Here is a 16,283-nt window from a genome sequence, read left to right as displayed (position 1 = left end):
CATCAGAACCTCATGTGTCGTGACGGATCGTTCGTGGCGTGATCTTCCGAGTCCTCGGCCCGCAAGACGGGCCGCGCAAGCCCGCCACCCTGCTGGCCACGTTGCTCCTGCACGCTAACGCCTGGGTCAGCCTAGAGGAGCTGATCGACGAGATCTGGCAGGAACAGGCCGTTCCGCCGTCGGCCTCGCGGAACGTGCGCACCTACGTCTGGCAGCTCCGGCAGGTCGTGCCCGCGGGGCGCATCGACGCCAGGCCGCGGTCCTACCGGCTGCACGTCGCGCCGGGCGAGGTGGACGCCGACGTCGCCCGTGCCCTGCTGGACCGGTCCGCTCGGGTGAGCCCGCCGGAGGCCGTCGACTGCCTGACGTCGGCGCTGGAGTTGTGGCGGGGCGCGCCGTTCGCGGAGTTGCGGGCGGAGACGGCGTTGGCGGCGACGGCTTGGCTGCGCGAACTGCGGTGGGAGCTGCGGGAGCGGCTGGCGGACGCGTACGCGGCGGTGGGCAGGCACGGCGAGGCGATCGCCGTGCTGCGGACGTTGACCGCGGAGGACCCGTTGCGGGAGGGGGCGTGGGCGCGGCTGGTGCGGGCGCTGCACGCGGCCGGTCGGCGGGCGAACGCGCTGTCGGAGTACCAGCGGGTGTGCGACTTCCTGGCCGCCGAGCTGGGTGTCGAGCCGGGGCCGGAGCTGGTGCGGGCGCGCCGGGAGGTGGCCGCGTGATGCGGGGTCGTGCTCGCGGTGCCGGTGTTGGTGTCTGTGTCGGTGTGGGATGGACGGCTGGGCCGTTGTCGGTGCCGGGCCGCGGTTCGGGCGCGGGTGGCGGCCTGGCACGCGGTTCGGGTGGCTTGGTCCGCGGGCCCGGCGTTCGTCCTGCCCGTTCGAACCGGGTCCGGGTGTCGGGGGGATCGCGATGACCAGGTTCGTGTGCGCCCAGCTCGCCGTGCTCGCGGTGCTGTTCGGGGTCGGATCGCCCTGGCCCGTGGCGGTTCCGCTGTGGGTCGCGGCGGCGGTCGTGCTGGTCTCGGCGTTGGGCCGGTGGCGGCGGCGGTGGGTGTCCGAGTGGGTCGGGCGGTACGTGGCGTTCCGGGTCCGGCGGCGGCGCAGCGGGGGGTTGTTGGAGGTCGTCGCGCCCGGCGCGTGGGTGGAGGGGGACCACGTGCACGGGCCCGGCGGGGTGGTGGCGGTGTTGCGACCGCGGCTGGCCGCTCCCCGCGTGCTCGCCGGGCTGGCCGGGCCGGACGTCCGGGTCGTCCTGCACGTCGGGCGCGGCCAGGTGCGGCGACCGCGGGCCTGGGTCGCGGTGCAGGCGAAGCGGACGCCGGAGCTCTGGCACGACGACGAGGTGGTCCGCGTGCTCGGCAACTCGACCCGCCGCACCCGCCGCGAGCTGCGCCGCCGCGGCGTGACCACCGACCTGCTCGCCGAGGAGGACCTGGTCACCACCATCGCCGCGCTCGGTCACGTGACCGGGCACCGCGAAGTCCGCGAGGACTGGCGCTACTGGCACAGCGGGCCCGTCGCGCAGGCCTGCTTCCGGCTGCCCGGCACGACCGCGCGCGCCGCCGTCGACTGGCTGCTCACCGCCGCGCCCGGCGTCGCGGTGACCGTCGCCCTGACCGCGGACGACGCCGTGCTGCGCATCGCGGGAGCCGCCGAAGCCGCCGTGGAAGCGGCCGTCGGCGTGCTCTCCGCACACGTACGACTCGAACGACTGGATGGACTGCACGCCCGGGGCGTCGCCGCCTCGCTGCTCATCGGAGGTGTCCTGTGATCAAGGTGTTGCCGACCGGCGTGGACGCGCTGCTCGCCAAGGCCCGCGCGGAAGTCGTCGTGATGGCCACCGGCGGGATGTCGTTGCGCCGGATCGACCAGGCCAACCTGCGGCGCGGCGTGCGCTACCGGGTCCTGCTGCCCGACGCGCTGCGGCCCTCCGCGCTGGCCCTGGCGCCGTGCGACGTGCGGACGTTGCCGCAGGTCCCGATGGACGCGGTCGTCGTCGACGGTGTCGCGGCCGTGCTGCCGGCCGACCAGGGCGTCGCGGTGTTCCGGCTGCCCAGCGTGGTGCGCGCGGCGGTCGAGCTGTTCGAGCGGGTCTGGCCGGAGGCGGTGGCCGCCTACGACGTGGCCGACGACTGCGAGCTGTCCCGGCGCGAGCAGGAGCTGCTGACCCTGCTGTTCGCCGGCAGCACGGACGAGGCCGCCGCCGCCCGGCTGGACGTCTCGGTCCGCACGGTCCGGCGCATGGTCGCCGACATCATGAACCGCCTCGGCGCGCGCAGCCGGTTCCAGGCGGGCGCGAAGGCCGCCGACCGGGGCTGGCTGCTGCAACGCGCCGGGTGACTACGGTGGTGACGTGCGCATCCTGGTGACCGAGGACGAGACGGACCTGCTGTTCGCGGTGGCGGTGTCGTTGCGGGGCGCGGGTTTCGCGGTCGACACGGCGGCGGACCTGGCGGGCGCGGACGAGGCGCTGGCGGTCAACTCCTACGACTGCGCGGTGCTCGACCGCATGGTTCCCGCCCGCGGCACGTCGGGCCGCGTCGACACCCTGGCCTACGTCCGGCAGCGGCGGCGGTCCGGGCTGCGGGTGCCGGTGCTGTTCCTCACCGCGCTGGACGGCGTGGGCCACCGGGTGGAGGGCCTGGAGGTCGGCGACGACTACCTGGTGAAGCCGTTCGCGATGGAGGAGCTGGTGGTGCGGGTGCGCCTGCTGTGCCACCGCCGCGAGATCGAGCGGCCCGCCGTGCTGCGGCACGCGGACGTGGAGCTGGACGCCGGCGCGCGCCAGGTGCGGCGCGCCGGCGTGCTGCTGACGTTGACCCGGCGCGAGTACCTGGTGCTGGAGCTGTTGCTGGCCAACGCGGGGCGGCCGGTGTCGCGCGCCGACCTCATCCGGCACGCGTGGGACGAGATGGCGCAGCCCGCGACCAACGTGCTGGACGTGCTGATGGCCGGGCTGCGCCGCAAGCTGCGCCAGCCGCCGCTCATCCACACCGTGCGGCAGGTCGGCTACCAGCTCGGCTGAGGCGCGTCACCCGGTGACCAGCCGCACGACCGCCGTCCCGCCCGTGACGCCGACCATCTGCACGGCGAGCACGCCCGCGCGGGGCTCGGGCGGCGGGGACGGCTTGTTCGAGCACGACATGCCGCCGCCACCGGGCACGAACGTGGCCGTGCAGTGCCCTTTCAGCGAACCGCTGCCACCGCCGATGGCCGACGTCAGCTCGAACTCGATCCCGTCCGCCAGCACCGCGCGCACCGCGAACGTGCCCGGCCCGGCCGCCCCGCCCAGCGGGATGTCGACCGGGCCGGACAACGCCACCTCGCACGTCCCGTCCGCGCACGCCGCGTAGTTCGTGCCGTCGGCGGCGGTCGGCGCCGGGGGAGTGGTGGTGGTGGTCGTCGTGGTCGTGGTGCTGGTCATCGGAGCGGGAACGGCGGTGCCTGACACGGTGTCGCAGCCCGCCGTGGCCAGCGCGGCGAGCAGCCCGCCGGCGAGCAGCAGCCGGTCCACAGCGGAGGGTGTCATGCCGTCAAGCGTGGCAGGTTCCCCGCGACCTCCCCCGCCACGGCCGGAACCTGCCAAGCCGCACGGTCCGAGCGGCGCGCCCACGAGTCCACAGTGGACTCCGCGACCGTCCGCGACGCCGCACCCGACCCGCGGTCACCCCGCTGGTGGCGGGGTGAGCCCGGCGGCGCGCAGGAGCGCCACGCCGAGGTGCAGGTCCTGCAACGCGATGCCCGAGCTGTCGAACACCGTCACGTCCTCGGGCGACGTCCGACCCGCCGCACGGCCCGCGAGCACGTCGCCCAACGCGGTCGGCCGGGCGTCGGGCACGTGCTGGAACTCGCCGATCGCCGCGGACTGCGCGGGCCAGTCGCAGAACAGCCGCGCGGACGCGAGCAGCTCCACCGGCAGCTCCTGCTTGCCCTTGCCGTCGGAGCCCATGCTCGCCACGTGCGTGCCCGGCCGCACCCACCCCGCCTCGAACAGCGGGGCGCGGGCGGTCGTCGCCGTGACGATGACGTCCGCCGACCGGCACGCCTCCTCGGCCCCGGTCAGCACCGCCGGCAGCCCTTCGGCCGCCAGGTCGGCCACGAACCGCGCGCCCCGGCCGGCGTCACGCGCCACCACGTGGACGACCGCCAGGTCGCGCACGCGGGCCAGCGCCACGCACTCGTGCCACGCCTGCGGACCCGTGCCGAAGACCGCCAACGACCGCGCGTCCGGCCGGGCCAGCACGTCGGCGGCCACGGCGTCGGCCGCGGCGGTGCGGAACGCGTTCGCGAAACCCGCCTCGATCACCGCCGCGATCCGGCCGGTGGACTGGTCGAACAGCAGGATCACCGAGTTGTGCCGCGGCAGCCCGCGCTCGGTGTTGCCCGGCCAGTAGCTGCCGATCTTCACCCCGGCCGCCCGCGCCGCGGCGGCCGACTTGACGGTGAACCGGTTGGCGGGCGAGGACCCGTGACCGACCACGGCCGGGAACTGCACGCCGCCGCCCGCCGCCTCCAGCAACGCCGACAGGGCGGCTTCGTAGGCCAGCTCCCGGGTCACCAGCGCGCGCGTTTCCTCCTCCGACAGGAAGATCACCAGCCGTTCACCCGCTCCCACGTCGTGCCCGCGTCGCCGGCGAGCCGGTAGGCGTCGTGCTGCGCGGCCGTGGCGCACGCGTGGTTGGGCAGCACGCGGACCTGCGTGCCCACCGGCAGGTCGGGCAGCGGCCGGTCGCTGCCGGGCCGCATCGCCAGGGTGCCGTGCTCCTGGCTGGCGTCGGTCATCAGCAGGTCCTCGAACGGCGGGCCGTCCAGCGGCGCGACGAGGCCGTAGCCCTGGTCGACCGGCTGGCGGGACGTGCCGCGGTCGCGCGAGGTGGCCATCCAGCCGCCGTCGGTCATGATCCGGCCCGGTCGGTGGCCGATCACCGTGACCACGACGGACAGCGCGAGGTCGGCCACCGAGCACACGCCGATGCCCGCCATCACCAGGTCGAAGAACACGAAGTTGCCCGCGCGGACCTCGGTCACGCCGGTCAGGTCGGTCACGGCGTGCGCGGTCGGCGTCGAGCCGATGCTCACCACCGGGCACGCGTGCCCCGCCGCGCGCAGGTCCTCGGCCACGCGGACGGCGGCGGCGCGTTCGGCCTCCGCCGCCTTCACCAGGGCGTCGCGGGTGTAGCAGAAGTACGACTCGCCGGCGTGGGTCAGCACGCCGCGCAGTTCCGCGCCGTCGAGCGCGGCGGCGATCTCCGCGACGTCGGGGGAGCCGGGCAGCACGCCGCCCCGGTGGCCGTCGCAGTCGACCTCGATCAGAGCCGGGATCACGATCCCGGACGCGGCCGACGCCTCCGCCACCGCACGGGCCTGCGCGACGTTGTCCAGCAGCACCACCAGGTCCACGCCGCGCCGCCGCAGCGCCAGCACCCGGTCCAGCTTGGCCGGCGCGATGCCGACCGCGTAGACGATGTCGGTGAACCCCGCGTCCGCGAACGCCTCGGCCTCGCGCAGCGTCGAGACCGTGATGGGGCCCGTGCCGCCGTCGAAGACCAAGCGGGCCACGTCGACCGACTTGGCCGTCTTCACGTGCGGGCGCAGGGGGGTGGCGAGCGCGTCGAGGTGGGCGCGCAGGCGGTCGACGTTGCGCCGCACCTTCGCCTCGTCCACGAGCAGGTAGGGGGTCATCGCTCCTCATCGGTCGGTTCGGTCCGGCACGCGGCCAGGTCGGCGTAGAGGGAGGCGCGCGAGATGCCGAGCCGTGCCGCGACCTTCGGCGCCGCACCGCGCAGGTGGAACACGCCACGCCGGTCGAGGGCGCGCAGCAGGCGCAGGCGCTCGGGTCTGCCCAGGCCCGCCACCGGTTTGGCCAAGGCCAGTTCCTCGGCGCGCACGACGGCGTCGACGACCTCCTCGACGTCGTCGCTGAACGTCGTGGTCGTCGGCGCGCCGCCACCACCGGCCAGGTCCGCGAGCAGGTCGCCGACCTGGCGCAACGCCGTCACGTCCAGGTTCACGCACAGCGCGCCGAACACCGTGCCGTGCTCGTCGCGCAACGGCATGGTGGACGACTTGACCAACCGCCCGTCGGGCGTGCGGGTCAGGTAGTTGAGCTCGTCGACCGCCTCGTCGCCGGCGGCGAGCACGGCCAGCCCGATCTCGCTCATGGCCCCGCCGACGCGCCGCCCGGTCACGTCGCCCGCCACCGCGACCACCGAGTGGTCGGGCTGCCGGTAGTCGTGCAGCACCACCTCGCACGACCGCCCGAACGTCGCCGCCAACCCGGGCACCACGCCCTTGAGCGCAGCGAGGATCACGTCCGCCGTCATGCCCGCAGTCTAGACACAAAGTCCGGCTTCTGGACACTCTGTCTGAGCCGGCCGGTTGCGGCCACGGCGCGGGGAGCGGTGCGAGCGCGCCCTAGCGTGCGTTCTCATGGCGGCGGACGGCGAGGTCAAGCGGGTTCAGGTGTGGGCCGGGCCGACCGGCTTGCTGCTGGTGGCGTTGCTGTTCCTGGTGCTGCCCATGGCGACGGCGTCGTGCTCGCTGCCCGCCGACCTCCCGGAGGGGTCGGGAGCCGTCAGCGTCTCGGTGTCGGGCGCCGACGTGGTCACCGGCGGCGATCCCGACTTCTCGGTCAGCGGGGTGTTCGAGCTGTCGCCGGAGGCGAACGCGGGCATGGCGAGCGAGGCGGCGCCGAGGGGTGCGGTGCGGGTGTGGGGCATCGCGACGGCGGTCGTGATGGGCCTCGGCCTGTTGACCATGTTCGTGCGCGTGTGGAGGCTGCGGGCGATCCTCACGGCGGCGGTCGCGTCGGTGGCGGCCGCGCTGCTGGTGGCCACCGAGGTCGCGCTGGTGGGCCGGCTGGTCTCGCTGGCGGAGCAGGAGGCGACCTGGCTGGTCCACCTGCCGTCCGCGCGAGGCGTCGACGTGGTGGGCCGGGCGGGCGAAGTGGTCGGCACGGCGGTGGGCTTCTGGGTCGCGCTCGCCGGACTGGTGCTGGTGGCCGGCGTGAACGTGGTGCTGCTCGTGCGCCCGGGGCCGCCACCGCTCCCGGACGGTGGCGGCCGGCTCGGCCTCGGCGGGGCCGGGTAGCCGCGCGTCAGCAGCAGTGGTCGCCGCGCCAGGCCTCGCGGCCCTCCTTGACCGCCACGGCGGCGATCACGAGCGCGGCCACCGGATCCGCCCACCACCAGCCGAGGGCGCTGTTGAGGACCAGCCCGGCCAGCAGGACGGCGGACAGCCACGTGCACAGCAACGTCTGCTTGGAGTCGGCGACGGCGCTCGTCGAGCCGAGCTCGCGGCCCGCCGTGCGCTGGGCGCGCGAGAGGACCGGCATCACGACCAGCGAGACGGCGGCGAGGACCATGCCGACCGCGGAGTGGTCGGCGGCCTGAGCGCCGAGCAGGGCGCGGACGGACTCGACCGCCACGTAGAGCGCCAGCGCGAAGAACGACAGGGCGATCACGCGCAGCGCGACCCGTTCCCTGGCCTCGTGGTCCTTGGCGGAGAACTGCCAGGCGACGGCGGTGGCGGAGGCGACCTCCACCACGGAGTCGAGGCCGAAGCCGATCAGCGCGGTCGACGAGGCGATCGTGCCGGCGCTGATCGCGATCACCGCCTCGACGACGTTGTAGGTGATCGTGGCGGCCACCAGCAGGCGGACCCGCCGGGTGAGCGCGGCGCGGCGGTCCGGCGCCAGGACCGGCTTCGGCTCTACGGCGCAGCAGCCGTCCGCGCACGTGGACGTCGGCGTGGGTGACGTCTCGGCGGTCATCGCGCGACCACCGCGTCGTCCACGCAGTCCTGCGTCGGGTCGACGGCGAGGACCACGTCGAGCAGCTCGCCGATGGCGCGGGCCAGGTGCGGGTCGGCGATGTCGTAGCGCACCTGCCGACCCTCGTAGGTGGCCACGACGAGCCCGCAGCCGCGCAGGCACGACAGGTGGTTGGAGGCGTTGGACCTGCTCAGGCCCAACTGCTCGGCCAACCGCGCCGGGTAGCCGGGACCGTCCAGCAAGGCGACCAGGATGCGGCACCGGGTCGGGTCGGCCAGCGCCCGGCCGAGCCGGGCGAGCGCCGTCTCGCGCGTTTCACACGTCAGCACCAGCCGAACTATACAGCCTCCGCTGTACTTTCAGGGACGGGCTCCGAGCCCGTTCGCTGGGCGGGGATCTCGTCCAGCGGCGCGTGCAGCAACGGGTTCGCCTCGGCCAGCAGCTCCCGCGCGTCGCGCAACCCGGCGGCGATGCGGTCGCGCCGGGCGCGCAGCTCGTCCACCCGTTGCCGCGCCTCGGTCACGATCCGCCGCGCGTGCTCCTCCGCCGCGCGGACCAGCTGATCCGCCCGCGCCCGCGCGGCGGCCTCCTGGGCGGCCAGTGCCGCCGCCGACTCGGCCCGCCGCGCGGCCATCGCCAACTCGAAGTCGACCCGGACCTCCTCGCGCACGGCCGCCGCCCGCTCGTCGAGCTCACGCCGGCGCCGCTCGGCCTCCCGCGTCTCGGCCAGGATCCGCTCACCGGCCTCCCGCATCGACCTCCGGTGCTCGGCCTCCGCCTGCCGCCGCTGCGCGTCGAGCTCGGCGACGAGCCGTTCCGACCGCTCGCGCGCCCGCGTCGCGGCCCGTTCCGCGGTGGCCCAGTGGTTCTCGGCGACGGCCCGCGCCCGCGCGGTGATCTCGGCCGCCTCCTCGTGCGCGAGCTCCGCCATGCGCCGCAACCGCTCGGTGAGCGCGTCCGGTTCGATCGGCGTGCGGGAGATCCGGTCGACGTGCTCCCGCAGCACGCGGATCTCCGCGCGGGCGGTCTCGAGTTGGCGGGCGAGGTCGTCGGCCCGGGCCTCGGCCGCGTCGCGATCCACCGCCAGCACGCGGAGTTCGGCTTCGACGCCCTCGACGTAGCGCCGCACGTGGCCGCGGTCGTACCCGCGCCACACGACGTCGAAGTCCGCCCGCAACGGCACCAGGTCTCCGTCCACCGCCACCACCGCTGCACCTCTCCCGTGATCGACGTCATGTTCGCGGCGGTGGGTGTTGCGCACCGCCCACGATCTTTGTTAGCACTCTCGGTCGAAGAGTGCCAACAGTGGTCCGCCTGCCGCCTCGGAGGTCGACTTGAGCAACCTGTCTTCCACCGCAACGCTTTCCCACCAGGCCGTCCGCGACCGGTTGCGCGTCGCGCTCGTCGCCCCACCGTACTTCGACGTGCCGCCCAAGGCCTACGGCGGCGTGGAGGCCGTCGTCGCCGATCTCGCCGACTCGCTCGTCGCCCGCGGTCACTCGGTGACCCTGCTCGGCGCGGGGCGACCCGGCACCAGGGCCCGGTTCGTCCCCGTCTGGGACCGCACGATCCCCGAACGCCTCGGCGAGCCGTTCCCCGAAGTCGTGCACGCGGCGGCGGTCCGCCGCGAGATCGCACGGCTCGCCGCCGCCGGGGGCCTGGACGTCGTGCACGACCACACCCTCGCCGGTCCGCTCAACGCGCCCGCGTTCGCCGCGATGGGCCTGCCGACCGTGGCCACCGTCCACGGCCCCGTCGACGCGGACCTGCGCCGCTACTACCGGGAACTGGGCGAGGACGTCGGTCTCGTCGCGATCAGCGACCGGCAGCGCGTGCTCGCGCCGGAGCTGAACTGGGTCGCCACCGTGCACAACGCGCTGCGCCTGCGCGACTGGCCGTTCCGCTCCCGGAAAGAGGACTACGCGTTGTTCCTCGGGCGCTTCCACCCGGACAAGGCGCCGCACCTGGCGCTGGAGGCCGCCCACGCCGCCGGTGTGCCGCTCGTCCTGGCGGGCAAGTGCGCCGAGCCGATCGAGAAGGAGTACTTCGAGGCCGAGGTCCGCCCCCGGCTGACCGAGCGCGACCACGTCTTCGGCGTCGCCGATGCGACCGAAAAGCGCAACCTCCTCTCCGCCGCGCGGTGTCTTCTGTTCCCGATCCGTTGGGAAGAGCCGTTCGGCATGGTGATGATCGAGGCGATGGCCTGCGGGACGCCGGTGGTGGCGCTGCGGGCGGGCGCGGTGCCGGAGGTGGTGGTGGACGGCGTGACCGGGTTGGTCCGGGACGATCCCGAGGAACTGGTGGCCGCGCTGCACGACGTGCGCGACCTGGACCCGGCCGCCTGCCGGGCGCACGTCGCCGCGCGCTTCGACGTCGACGGCCTCGGCGCGGGCTACGAGGCCGCCTACCGGGCGGCGCTCGACACCGACGGCTCGCTCACCGCGCTGCGCCGCGACTACGCCGCGCTGGACAACGCGCTCGACCGGGTCTACCAGCGCAACACCGACGGCGGGCCCGCCCTGCACGCCTCGGGGGACCGCGCGTGACGGCCGACCTGCCACCGGAACCGCTCAACGCGGGCGAGCCGGCGTTCACCGGCGACGTCGGCGGCACCACGACGTTGGTCGAGGGCAGCACCTTCTGCCTCTCGACCGGCACCGGCGACATCGAGCCCGGCACGCCGCACGGCCTGTTCTTCCGCGACGCGCGCGTGGTGTCGCGCTGGCAGCTCCGGCTGGACGGCCGCACGCCGCACCCGCTGTCCGTCTCGCACCCGGAGGCGTTCGCCGCGCGGTTCGCGCTGCGCCGCCCACCCGCCGCCGGCCTCGCCGACAGCACCCTGCTGCTGGTGCGCGAACGGCTGGTCGGCGACGGGATGCGTGAGACGATCACGGTCGACAACCTGGGCCGGGAAGCCACCGCCGTGCGGCTGGAGCTGCACGTGGACGCCGACTTCGCCGACCTGTTCGCGGTCAAGGAGGGCCGGGTCGCGCACGGCGGTTCCGACACCACCGCCGCCGGGTCGGAACTCGTGCTGCGCGACCGCAAGGACGGCTCGCGCGGGGTGTCGGTCACCGCCACCGCCGAGCCCGTGGTGGTGCCGGGCGCGTTGAGCTGGCACGTGGTCGTGCCCGCCGGCGGCCGGTGGTCCACGGAGGTGGCCGTGCAGCCGACCGTGTCCGGCCGGCCGGTGCAGCCCCAGTTCCACCGCGGCGAGCGGATCGAGGCCAGCGGGCCCGCGCGCAAGATCCGGGCGTGGCGCGCGGCCAGCACGCTGGTCACCGCGAGCGACCCGGTGTTGACGGGGGTGTTGCGCCGCACGGAGAGCGACCTCGGCGCGCTCCAGATCCACGACCCGACGCGCGACGGCCGACCGTTCGTCGCCGCCGGCGCGCCCTGGTTCATGACCCTGTTCGGCCGCGACAGCCTGCTGACCGCGTGGATGGCGCTGCCGCTGGACGTCGGCCTGGCGCTGGGCACGTTGCAGACCCTGGCCGAGACGCAGGGCAAGGTGGTCGACCCGCTGACCGAGGAGGAGCCCGGCCGCATCCTGCACGAGCTGCGGCTGGGTCCGGACAGCACGGCGGTGCTGGGCGGCAACCACTACTACGGCACGGTCGACGCCACGCCGCTGTTCGTGATGCTGCTGGCCGAGGTCTGGCGGTGGGGCGCGGACCCCGACGTGGTGCGCTCCCTGCTGCCCGCCGCCGACGCCGCGCTCGCGTGGGTCGACCGGTACGGCGACCGCGACGGCGACGGGTTCGTGGAGTACCGCCGGGCCACCGACCGGGGCCTGGCCAACCAGGGCTGGAAGGACAGCTTCGACGGCGTCAACGACGCCTCCGGCCGACCCGCCATCCCGGCGATCGCGCTGTGCGAGGTCCAGGGTTACGCGTACGCGGCGTTCCGGGCGCGGGCGGAGCTGGCCGAGGGGTTCGGCGACGAGGTCACCGCCGCCCGCCTGCGCCACCGCGCCGACGAGCTGCGCCACCGGTTCGCCGAGGCGTTCTGGCTGCCGGACCGGGGCTGGTACGCCATCGCGCTCGACGGCCGCAAGCAGCCCGTCGACGCGCTGACCAGCAACGTCGCCCACTGCCTGTGGTCGGGCATCGCGACCGACGAGCACGCGGCCGCGGTGATCCGGCGGCTGGCCGAGCCCGACATGGACACCGGCTACGGCCTGCGCACGCTCGCGTCCTCGATGGGCGCCTACAACCCGATGAGCTACCACAACGGTTCGGTCTGGCCGCACGACACGGCCATCGCGGTGGCCGGGCTGCTGCGCTACGCCCACCTGCCCGGCGCGGTCGACCTCGCCCACCGCCTGGCCGACGGCCTGCTGGACGCCGCCGCCGCGTTCGGCGGACGCCTGCCCGAGCTGTACTGCGGCTTCTCCCGCGACGACTTCAGCCCACCCGTGCCCTACCCGACGTCGTGCTCGCCGCAGGCGTGGGCCAGCGCGTCACCGCTGCTGTTGGTCCGCTCCTGCCTGGGCCTGGAGCCCCACGTGCCGAACAGGACGTTGACCACCGATCCGCACCTGCCACCGCGCTGGGGCGAGCTGACCCTGACCGACCTCAGGCTGGGCGACGAGACCGCGCACATCAGCGCGACCGGCGAGAAGGCCGCCGTCTCCGGCCTGTCAGCCGACTGGACCACCTGACCCGGCGCCGAGCCTGCCCCGCAGGTCGGCGATCTCCGCGCGCGCCGCGGCCAGCGCGTCCTCCAGCTCCAGGATGCGCGTGGTCGCGGCGAGCGAGTGGCCCTGGTCGAACAGCGCCCGCACCCGCTGCGCGAGTTCGAGCTGCCTGCGGCTGTAGCGGCGGTGCCCGGCCGCGGAGCGGTGCGGTCGGACCAGCTCGGCGGTGTCCAGGCTGCGCAGGAACGCCTGCCGCACGCCGAGCAGGTCGGCCGCCTGACCGATCGAGTAGGCCGGGAAGTCGACGTCGTCGAGTTCGTGCAGGGCCACGTCGGCTCCCTCCGCCACCGGGTACTTGACACTACCTACAGCGGTGGCTATAAGAAAGGTATATCGGTCAGTGACCAGGTGAACGCGGCCCGGGAGTGATCGACGTGATCGGCACGAGTGGCGTGTGGACCACCGGCTTCGCCGACGTGGTCCTGGCGGATCGGCAGTGGCTCGACGCCGAGTTCGCCGCGATCATCGCGGCCAACTTCCACGGCTCCACCGAGCACCGCCCCCGGTCCACCGCGCGGCTACCGTCCACCGACCCCGACCGGCCGGGTTCTCCCGCGGTCCGCCCGCCCCACCGGGTCGACCCGCGCGAGCGATCCCCACCGCCGCGTCAGCGGTCCCTCCGCCACCCCACCTCTCGACAGTGACTGTTCGAACAGCGATCCGTGATCGATCCGAGGAGGTGATCCGGAGTGGGAGCGGGGGTCTTCACGGTGCTCGCACCACCGGTTTCCCGGGCGCGGTTGCCCGGCCCGCGCCTCGTGGCGCGATTCGCCGGGCGCCACGGGTTTGAGTCCCCCGATGGTGTGTGAATCCCCTGCTGAACGTCGCATCCGTCCGCCCGCTGCGACGCTGGTCGCAGCGGGCGGCGCCCTGCCCGCGCCGTTGTGCCCGCGCCGTTGTGGAGGATCACCGTGACCGAGAAGCCGTGGAACGACGTGCCCGATCAGCTGCGCACCGTCGAGCCCGAGCCCGACACCGGGATCATCGACGAGGAGGCCGCCGTCGGCCGGGCGAACGCCCCCGAGCCGCCGGAGGTGCCCGAGGCCGACCCGGCCGACGTCGCCGACCAGAACCGCGTCGTGCCGCTGCCCGACGACGGGCCGGAGGACGCCTGGTAGCTCACGCGGCCCCGGCTATCGCCTCGACCAACCGCGTGCCGTCCAGCAGCACGCGGTCGTTGTGGTCGGCCCCCGTGACCTCGACGGACCGCCCCCGTGCCGCCGCCGCCACCGCTCGGCTCTGCTCGGGCGGGACGATCGAGTCCGCCGTGCCGTAGACGACGGTGACCGGCGCGTCCACCCGCGCCACGAGCCGTTCGGTCGGGAACTCGTCCAGCAGCAGCCACCGGACCGGCAGGAACGGGTAGTGGCGCGCGCCGACCGAGGCGAGGTCCGTGAACGGCGACCGCAGCACCAACCCGGCCGGCGGGTGCTCGACCGCCAACTCCGCCACCACCGCCGACCCCAGGCTCTCGCCGAAGTAGATCAACCGGTCGGCCGGCACACCGGCGTCGCGGACCAGGTGCTCCCGGGCCGCGCGCACGTCCAGCGCCAGCCCGGCCTCCGTCGGATCGCCGGGGTTGCCGCCGTAACCCCGGTAGTCGATCAACAACACCGACAGCCCGCGCGCCGTCAACGCCCGGGCGAGCGGCAGGCGCAGCCGGCGGTTGCCCGCGTTGCCTGGCGCGACCAACACCGTCGCCCGCGCCGACTCCACGGGGAAGTGCCAAGCCGCCAACCTCAACCCGTCCGCCGTGGTCAACGTGACGTCCCGCCCGCCGTCCAACACCTCACCCGCACTCGGCAACGGCCCACCGGTCGGCAGGTAGATGAGCTTGCGCTGGAACGCGAACGCGCCACCGAACACCACGGTCACGATGATGGCCACCACCGCCACCACCGACAACACCCGCCTGCGCATCACCCCATCATCCGGGCCCGCGCGCCGCACGTTCCGCCGACAGGGCCGGCTATCGCCTACGTGGTCGACGTCGGAGCGGACGTGGTCGACGTGGTCGAGGTGGTGGGATCGGGGCGTTGGGTGAGCGTCGGCGTCGGCACCGGGTTCGCGGTGGACGTGACCAACGGCTGCGGCTCGTCCTGGGTGGTGACGCCACACCCCGTGACCAGCGCCGACACGACCAGCGCCGACGCCGCCAGCAAGATCGTCACGACCTTCGTCCTCCCGCCCTCCGTCTTCCCGCCCTCCGTCTTCCCGACCTTCATCCTCCGGCCTCCGGCAGCTCCACCACGAACCGGGCTCCGCCACCCGGCCGGTCCTCCACCCGCACCGTGCCACCGTGCCGCTGCACGTGCTGCGCGACCAGCGCCAACCCGAGCCCGCTCCCCGTGTCCGCGCCACGACGCCCGGCCCGCGCGCCCCGGTCGAAGCGGTCGAAGACGCGGTCGCGCAGCTCGGGCGGCACCCCGGGTCCGGCGTCGTCCACCTCGATCCGCACCTTGCCGTCCCGCGCGAACACCCCGATCCGCACCACACCGCCCGCGTGCCGCTCGGCGTTGTCGAGCAGGTTGTCCACGGCGCGGTCCAGCCGGCGGCGGTCGCCGAGCACCCGCGGCGGCGGCGACCCGGTGTCCACCTCGACCGGACCACCCGGACGTGCCGCGACGACGTTGGCCACCAGCGTCGCCAGGTCGATCGTCTCCGACGTCGGGTCCTCGGCGCCCTGGTCGGCCCGGGAGATCTCCAGCAGGTCCACCACCATCCGCGCGAACCGGTCCACTTCGGACGTCAGCAGGTCGAGCGCCTTGCCCGCCGTGCCCGGCACTTCCACGCGGCGTCGGCGCAGGACCTCGGCGGCGTTGACCATGGTCGTCAACGGCGACCGCAACTCGTGGCTGACATCGCCCGCGAACCGCGCGTCCCGCCGCACCCGCTGCTCGAGCGCCTCGGCCGTCGCGTTGAACGTGGCGGCCAACGACGTCAGGTCGGGGTCGGTCTGGGTGGGCAACCGCGCCCCCAAGTCACCGCCCGCGATCCGGGAGGCGGCCTTGGTCAGCTCGGTCAACGGCCGCAGCGCCCGCCGACTGGCCCACGAGCCCAGCGCTACCCCCAGCAAGCCGCTGACCACGGTGACCGCCACGAGCAGGGCGCTGAGGAAGCGGAACGTGCGGTCCAACTGCACCAGCGGCGCCAACTCGACGTAGGCCCCGTCGGTCGACTCGATGGGCAACGGCACCGCCAGCACCGGGATGCCCTCCACCACGAGCCGCTGCGCGGCGGGCGTGCCCTCCCTGCCCAGGTCGACCAGCCTCCGGGGCAACGCCCGCGCGTCCACCTGCCGCCCGCTGGTCAGCACCTGGCCGTCGTGGAACAGCAGCACGGTCGAGTCGGGCCCCGTGGTCAGCCCGGTCAACAACCCGGTCAACCCGTCCGAGCCACTGCTCAACGCCGCGTCGACCAACCTCACGTTCACCTCGGCCTGCCGCACCGCGCTCTGCTCCCGCTGGCGCAACATGTAGCCGGCCGTGAGATTCCAAACCGCCACCGCCACCGCACTGGTCAACAACACCGACCCGAGCCCCATGACCAACGCGACCCGCCACCGCAACGAGAACCGACGCATCAGCCCTCACTCCCACCCGCCCACAACGCCCCCGCCGCGCACCCACCGGACGCACCACCCCCGCCCGCCCACAACGCCCCCGCCGCGCACCCACCGGACGCACCACCCCCGCCCGCCCACAACGGACCCGGAACCGCCGCACCTAGGCCCGATTTGACATGGGTTCGGGTGCCATAGGCTGGTCGAAGCCGGGCAGGCTTGGCGGACGCTTTTCCCGCCAGGCCTGCCCGG

General features: G+C 74.5%; 20 protein-coding genes. 9 read left to right on the top strand and 11 right to left on the bottom strand.

Annotated elements, in window-relative coordinates:
- Nucleotides 1-38 precede the first annotated feature (38 nt).
- The 4 genes from AB0I91_RS23605 to AB0I91_RS23590 all read left to right on the top strand — a co-directional run bounded on the left by AB0I91_RS23605 (nt 39) and on the right by AB0I91_RS23590 (nt 3,024).
- Nucleotides 39-719: an AfsR/SARP family transcriptional regulator gene (locus AB0I91_RS23605; protein ID WP_499617719.1), complete on the top strand. Its 681-nt coding sequence runs from the start codon at nt 39-41 to the stop codon at nt 717-719.
- A 190-nt stretch (nt 720-909) separates the two neighbouring features.
- The gene (locus AB0I91_RS23600) at nt 910-1,770 is read left to right on the top strand and encodes a type VII secretion protein EccE (RefSeq protein ID WP_498775648.1); all 861 of its coding nucleotides are present in this window, start codon (nt 910-912) and stop codon (nt 1,768-1,770) included.
- Nucleotides 1,767-2,339 (top strand): helix-turn-helix transcriptional regulator, encoded by a 573-nt coding sequence (locus tag AB0I91_RS23595; protein ID WP_498775646.1) that lies wholly within the window; start codon nt 1,767-1,769, stop codon nt 2,337-2,339. Before AB0I91_RS23600 ends, AB0I91_RS23595 begins: the two co-directional genes overlap by 4 nt.
- A gap of 13 nt (nt 2,340-2,352) precedes the next feature.
- Nucleotides 2,353-3,024 (top strand): response regulator transcription factor, encoded by a 672-nt coding sequence (locus tag AB0I91_RS23590; protein ID WP_499638829.1) that lies wholly within the window; start codon nt 2,353-2,355, stop codon nt 3,022-3,024.
- 6 nt (nt 3,025-3,030) lie between these two features.
- Here AB0I91_RS23590 and AB0I91_RS23585 read toward each other — a convergent pair whose 3' ends face one another.
- From AB0I91_RS23585 to AB0I91_RS23570, 4 genes are all read right to left on the bottom strand, one after another.
- Complete coding sequence (locus tag AB0I91_RS23585; protein WP_499638827.1) at nt 3,031-3,528, bottom strand: hypothetical protein; 498 nt, start codon at nt 3,526-3,528, stop codon at nt 3,031-3,033.
- 135 nt (nt 3,529-3,663) lie between these two features.
- A complete protein-coding gene (locus AB0I91_RS23580) occupies nt 3,664-4,593 on the bottom strand; it encodes an ornithine cyclodeaminase family protein (RefSeq protein ID WP_499638825.1) in 930 nt (309 codons plus the stop codon).
- Complete coding sequence (locus AB0I91_RS23575; RefSeq protein ID WP_499638823.1) at nt 4,590-5,681, bottom strand: alanine racemase; 1,092 nt, start codon at nt 5,679-5,681, stop codon at nt 4,590-4,592. Before AB0I91_RS23575 ends, AB0I91_RS23580 begins: the two co-directional genes overlap by 4 nt.
- Complete coding sequence (locus AB0I91_RS23570) at nt 5,678-6,322, bottom strand: helix-turn-helix transcriptional regulator (protein WP_498775636.1); 645 nt, start codon at nt 6,320-6,322, stop codon at nt 5,678-5,680. The genes AB0I91_RS23575 and AB0I91_RS23570 overlap by 4 nt, the downstream gene beginning before the upstream one ends.
- Before the next feature lie 106 nt (nt 6,323-6,428).
- On the opposite strand from AB0I91_RS23570, the gene AB0I91_RS23565 reads away from it, so the two are divergent.
- Complete coding sequence (locus AB0I91_RS23565; protein WP_499638821.1) at nt 6,429-7,088, top strand: hypothetical protein; 660 nt, start codon at nt 6,429-6,431, stop codon at nt 7,086-7,088.
- A gap of 7 nt (nt 7,089-7,095) precedes the next feature.
- Here AB0I91_RS23565 and AB0I91_RS23560 read toward each other — a convergent pair whose 3' ends face one another.
- The 3 genes from AB0I91_RS23560 to AB0I91_RS23550 are packed head-to-tail and all read right to left on the bottom strand — an operon-like array spanning nt 7,096 to nt 8,974.
- Nucleotides 7,096-7,770, bottom strand: coding sequence for a cation efflux transmembrane domain-containing protein (locus AB0I91_RS23560; protein ID WP_499638819.1), 675 nt, complete (start codon nt 7,768-7,770; stop codon nt 7,096-7,098).
- Nucleotides 7,767-8,099: a Cd(II)/Pb(II)-sensing metalloregulatory transcriptional regulator CmtR gene (cmtR, locus tag AB0I91_RS23555; protein WP_499638817.1), complete on the bottom strand. Its 333-nt coding sequence runs from the start codon at nt 8,097-8,099 to the stop codon at nt 7,767-7,769. The genes AB0I91_RS23560 and cmtR overlap by 4 nt, the downstream gene beginning before the upstream one ends.
- 8 nt (nt 8,100-8,107) lie before the next feature.
- Nucleotides 8,108-8,974, bottom strand: a complete 867-nt coding sequence (locus AB0I91_RS23550; RefSeq protein ID WP_498775628.1) for a hypothetical protein — start codon at nt 8,972-8,974, stop codon at nt 8,108-8,110.
- A gap of 130 nt (nt 8,975-9,104) precedes the next feature.
- Between AB0I91_RS23550 and AB0I91_RS23545 the strand changes: the two genes are divergently transcribed.
- Together AB0I91_RS23545 and AB0I91_RS23540 are read left to right on the top strand one after the other, a co-directional pair.
- Nucleotides 9,105-10,316: a glycosyltransferase family 4 protein gene (locus AB0I91_RS23545; protein WP_499638815.1), complete on the top strand. Its 1,212-nt coding sequence runs from the start codon at nt 9,105-9,107 to the stop codon at nt 10,314-10,316.
- 8 nt (nt 10,317-10,324) lie between these two features.
- Entirely contained in the window at nt 10,325-12,433 is a 2,109-nt protein-coding gene (locus AB0I91_RS23540) for an amylo-alpha-1,6-glucosidase (RefSeq protein WP_498775695.1), read from the top strand.
- Here the strand turns inward: AB0I91_RS23540 and AB0I91_RS23535 are convergent.
- Nucleotides 12,413-12,739 carry a helix-turn-helix domain-containing protein gene (locus AB0I91_RS23535; RefSeq protein ID WP_498775624.1) on the bottom strand — a complete coding sequence of 109 codons (327 nt, stop codon included), beginning with the start codon at nt 12,737-12,739 and terminating at the stop codon, nt 12,413-12,415. The genes AB0I91_RS23540 and AB0I91_RS23535 overlap by 21 nt on opposite strands.
- 104 nt (nt 12,740-12,843) lie before the next feature.
- Here AB0I91_RS23535 and AB0I91_RS23530 point away from each other — a divergent pair, with 104 nt between their 5' ends.
- Both AB0I91_RS23530 and AB0I91_RS23525 read left to right on the top strand, forming a co-directional pair.
- Nucleotides 12,844-13,113 (top strand): hypothetical protein, encoded by a 270-nt coding sequence (locus tag AB0I91_RS23530; protein ID WP_499638813.1) that lies wholly within the window; start codon nt 12,844-12,846, stop codon nt 13,111-13,113.
- A 267-nt stretch (nt 13,114-13,380) separates the two neighbouring features.
- Nucleotides 13,381-13,587: a hypothetical protein gene (locus AB0I91_RS23525; protein WP_498775620.1), complete on the top strand. Its 207-nt coding sequence runs from the start codon at nt 13,381-13,383 to the stop codon at nt 13,585-13,587.
- A 1-nt stretch (nt 13,588) separates the two neighbouring features.
- Here AB0I91_RS23525 and AB0I91_RS23520 read toward each other — a convergent pair whose 3' ends face one another.
- Genes AB0I91_RS23520 through AB0I91_RS23510 form a run of 3 tightly spaced genes read right to left on the bottom strand, consistent with a single transcriptional unit; the run spans nt 13,589 to nt 16,052 of the window.
- Entirely contained in the window at nt 13,589-14,389 is an 801-nt protein-coding gene (locus tag AB0I91_RS23520; protein ID WP_499638811.1) for an alpha/beta hydrolase, read from the bottom strand.
- Nucleotides 14,390-14,445: 56 nt separating this feature from the next.
- On the bottom strand, nt 14,446-14,640 hold the full coding sequence (locus AB0I91_RS23515; protein ID WP_498775616.1) for a hypothetical protein: 195 nt from the start codon (nt 14,638-14,640) through the stop codon (nt 14,446-14,448).
- Nucleotides 14,641-14,690: 50 nt separating this feature from the next.
- Nucleotides 14,691-16,052 (bottom strand): HAMP domain-containing sensor histidine kinase, encoded by a 1,362-nt coding sequence (locus AB0I91_RS23510; protein WP_499638809.1) that lies wholly within the window; start codon nt 16,050-16,052, stop codon nt 14,691-14,693.
- Nucleotides 16,053-16,283: the final 231 nt, after the last annotated feature.

The sequence above is a fragment of the Actinosynnema sp. NPDC049800 genome (genome assembly GCF_040656635.1).
Lineage (GTDB): Bacteria > Actinomycetota > Actinomycetes > Mycobacteriales > Pseudonocardiaceae > Actinosynnema.
The sequence above is the reverse complement of the archived record's forward strand: the minus strand, read 5'-3'. Positions and strand labels throughout refer to the sequence as shown.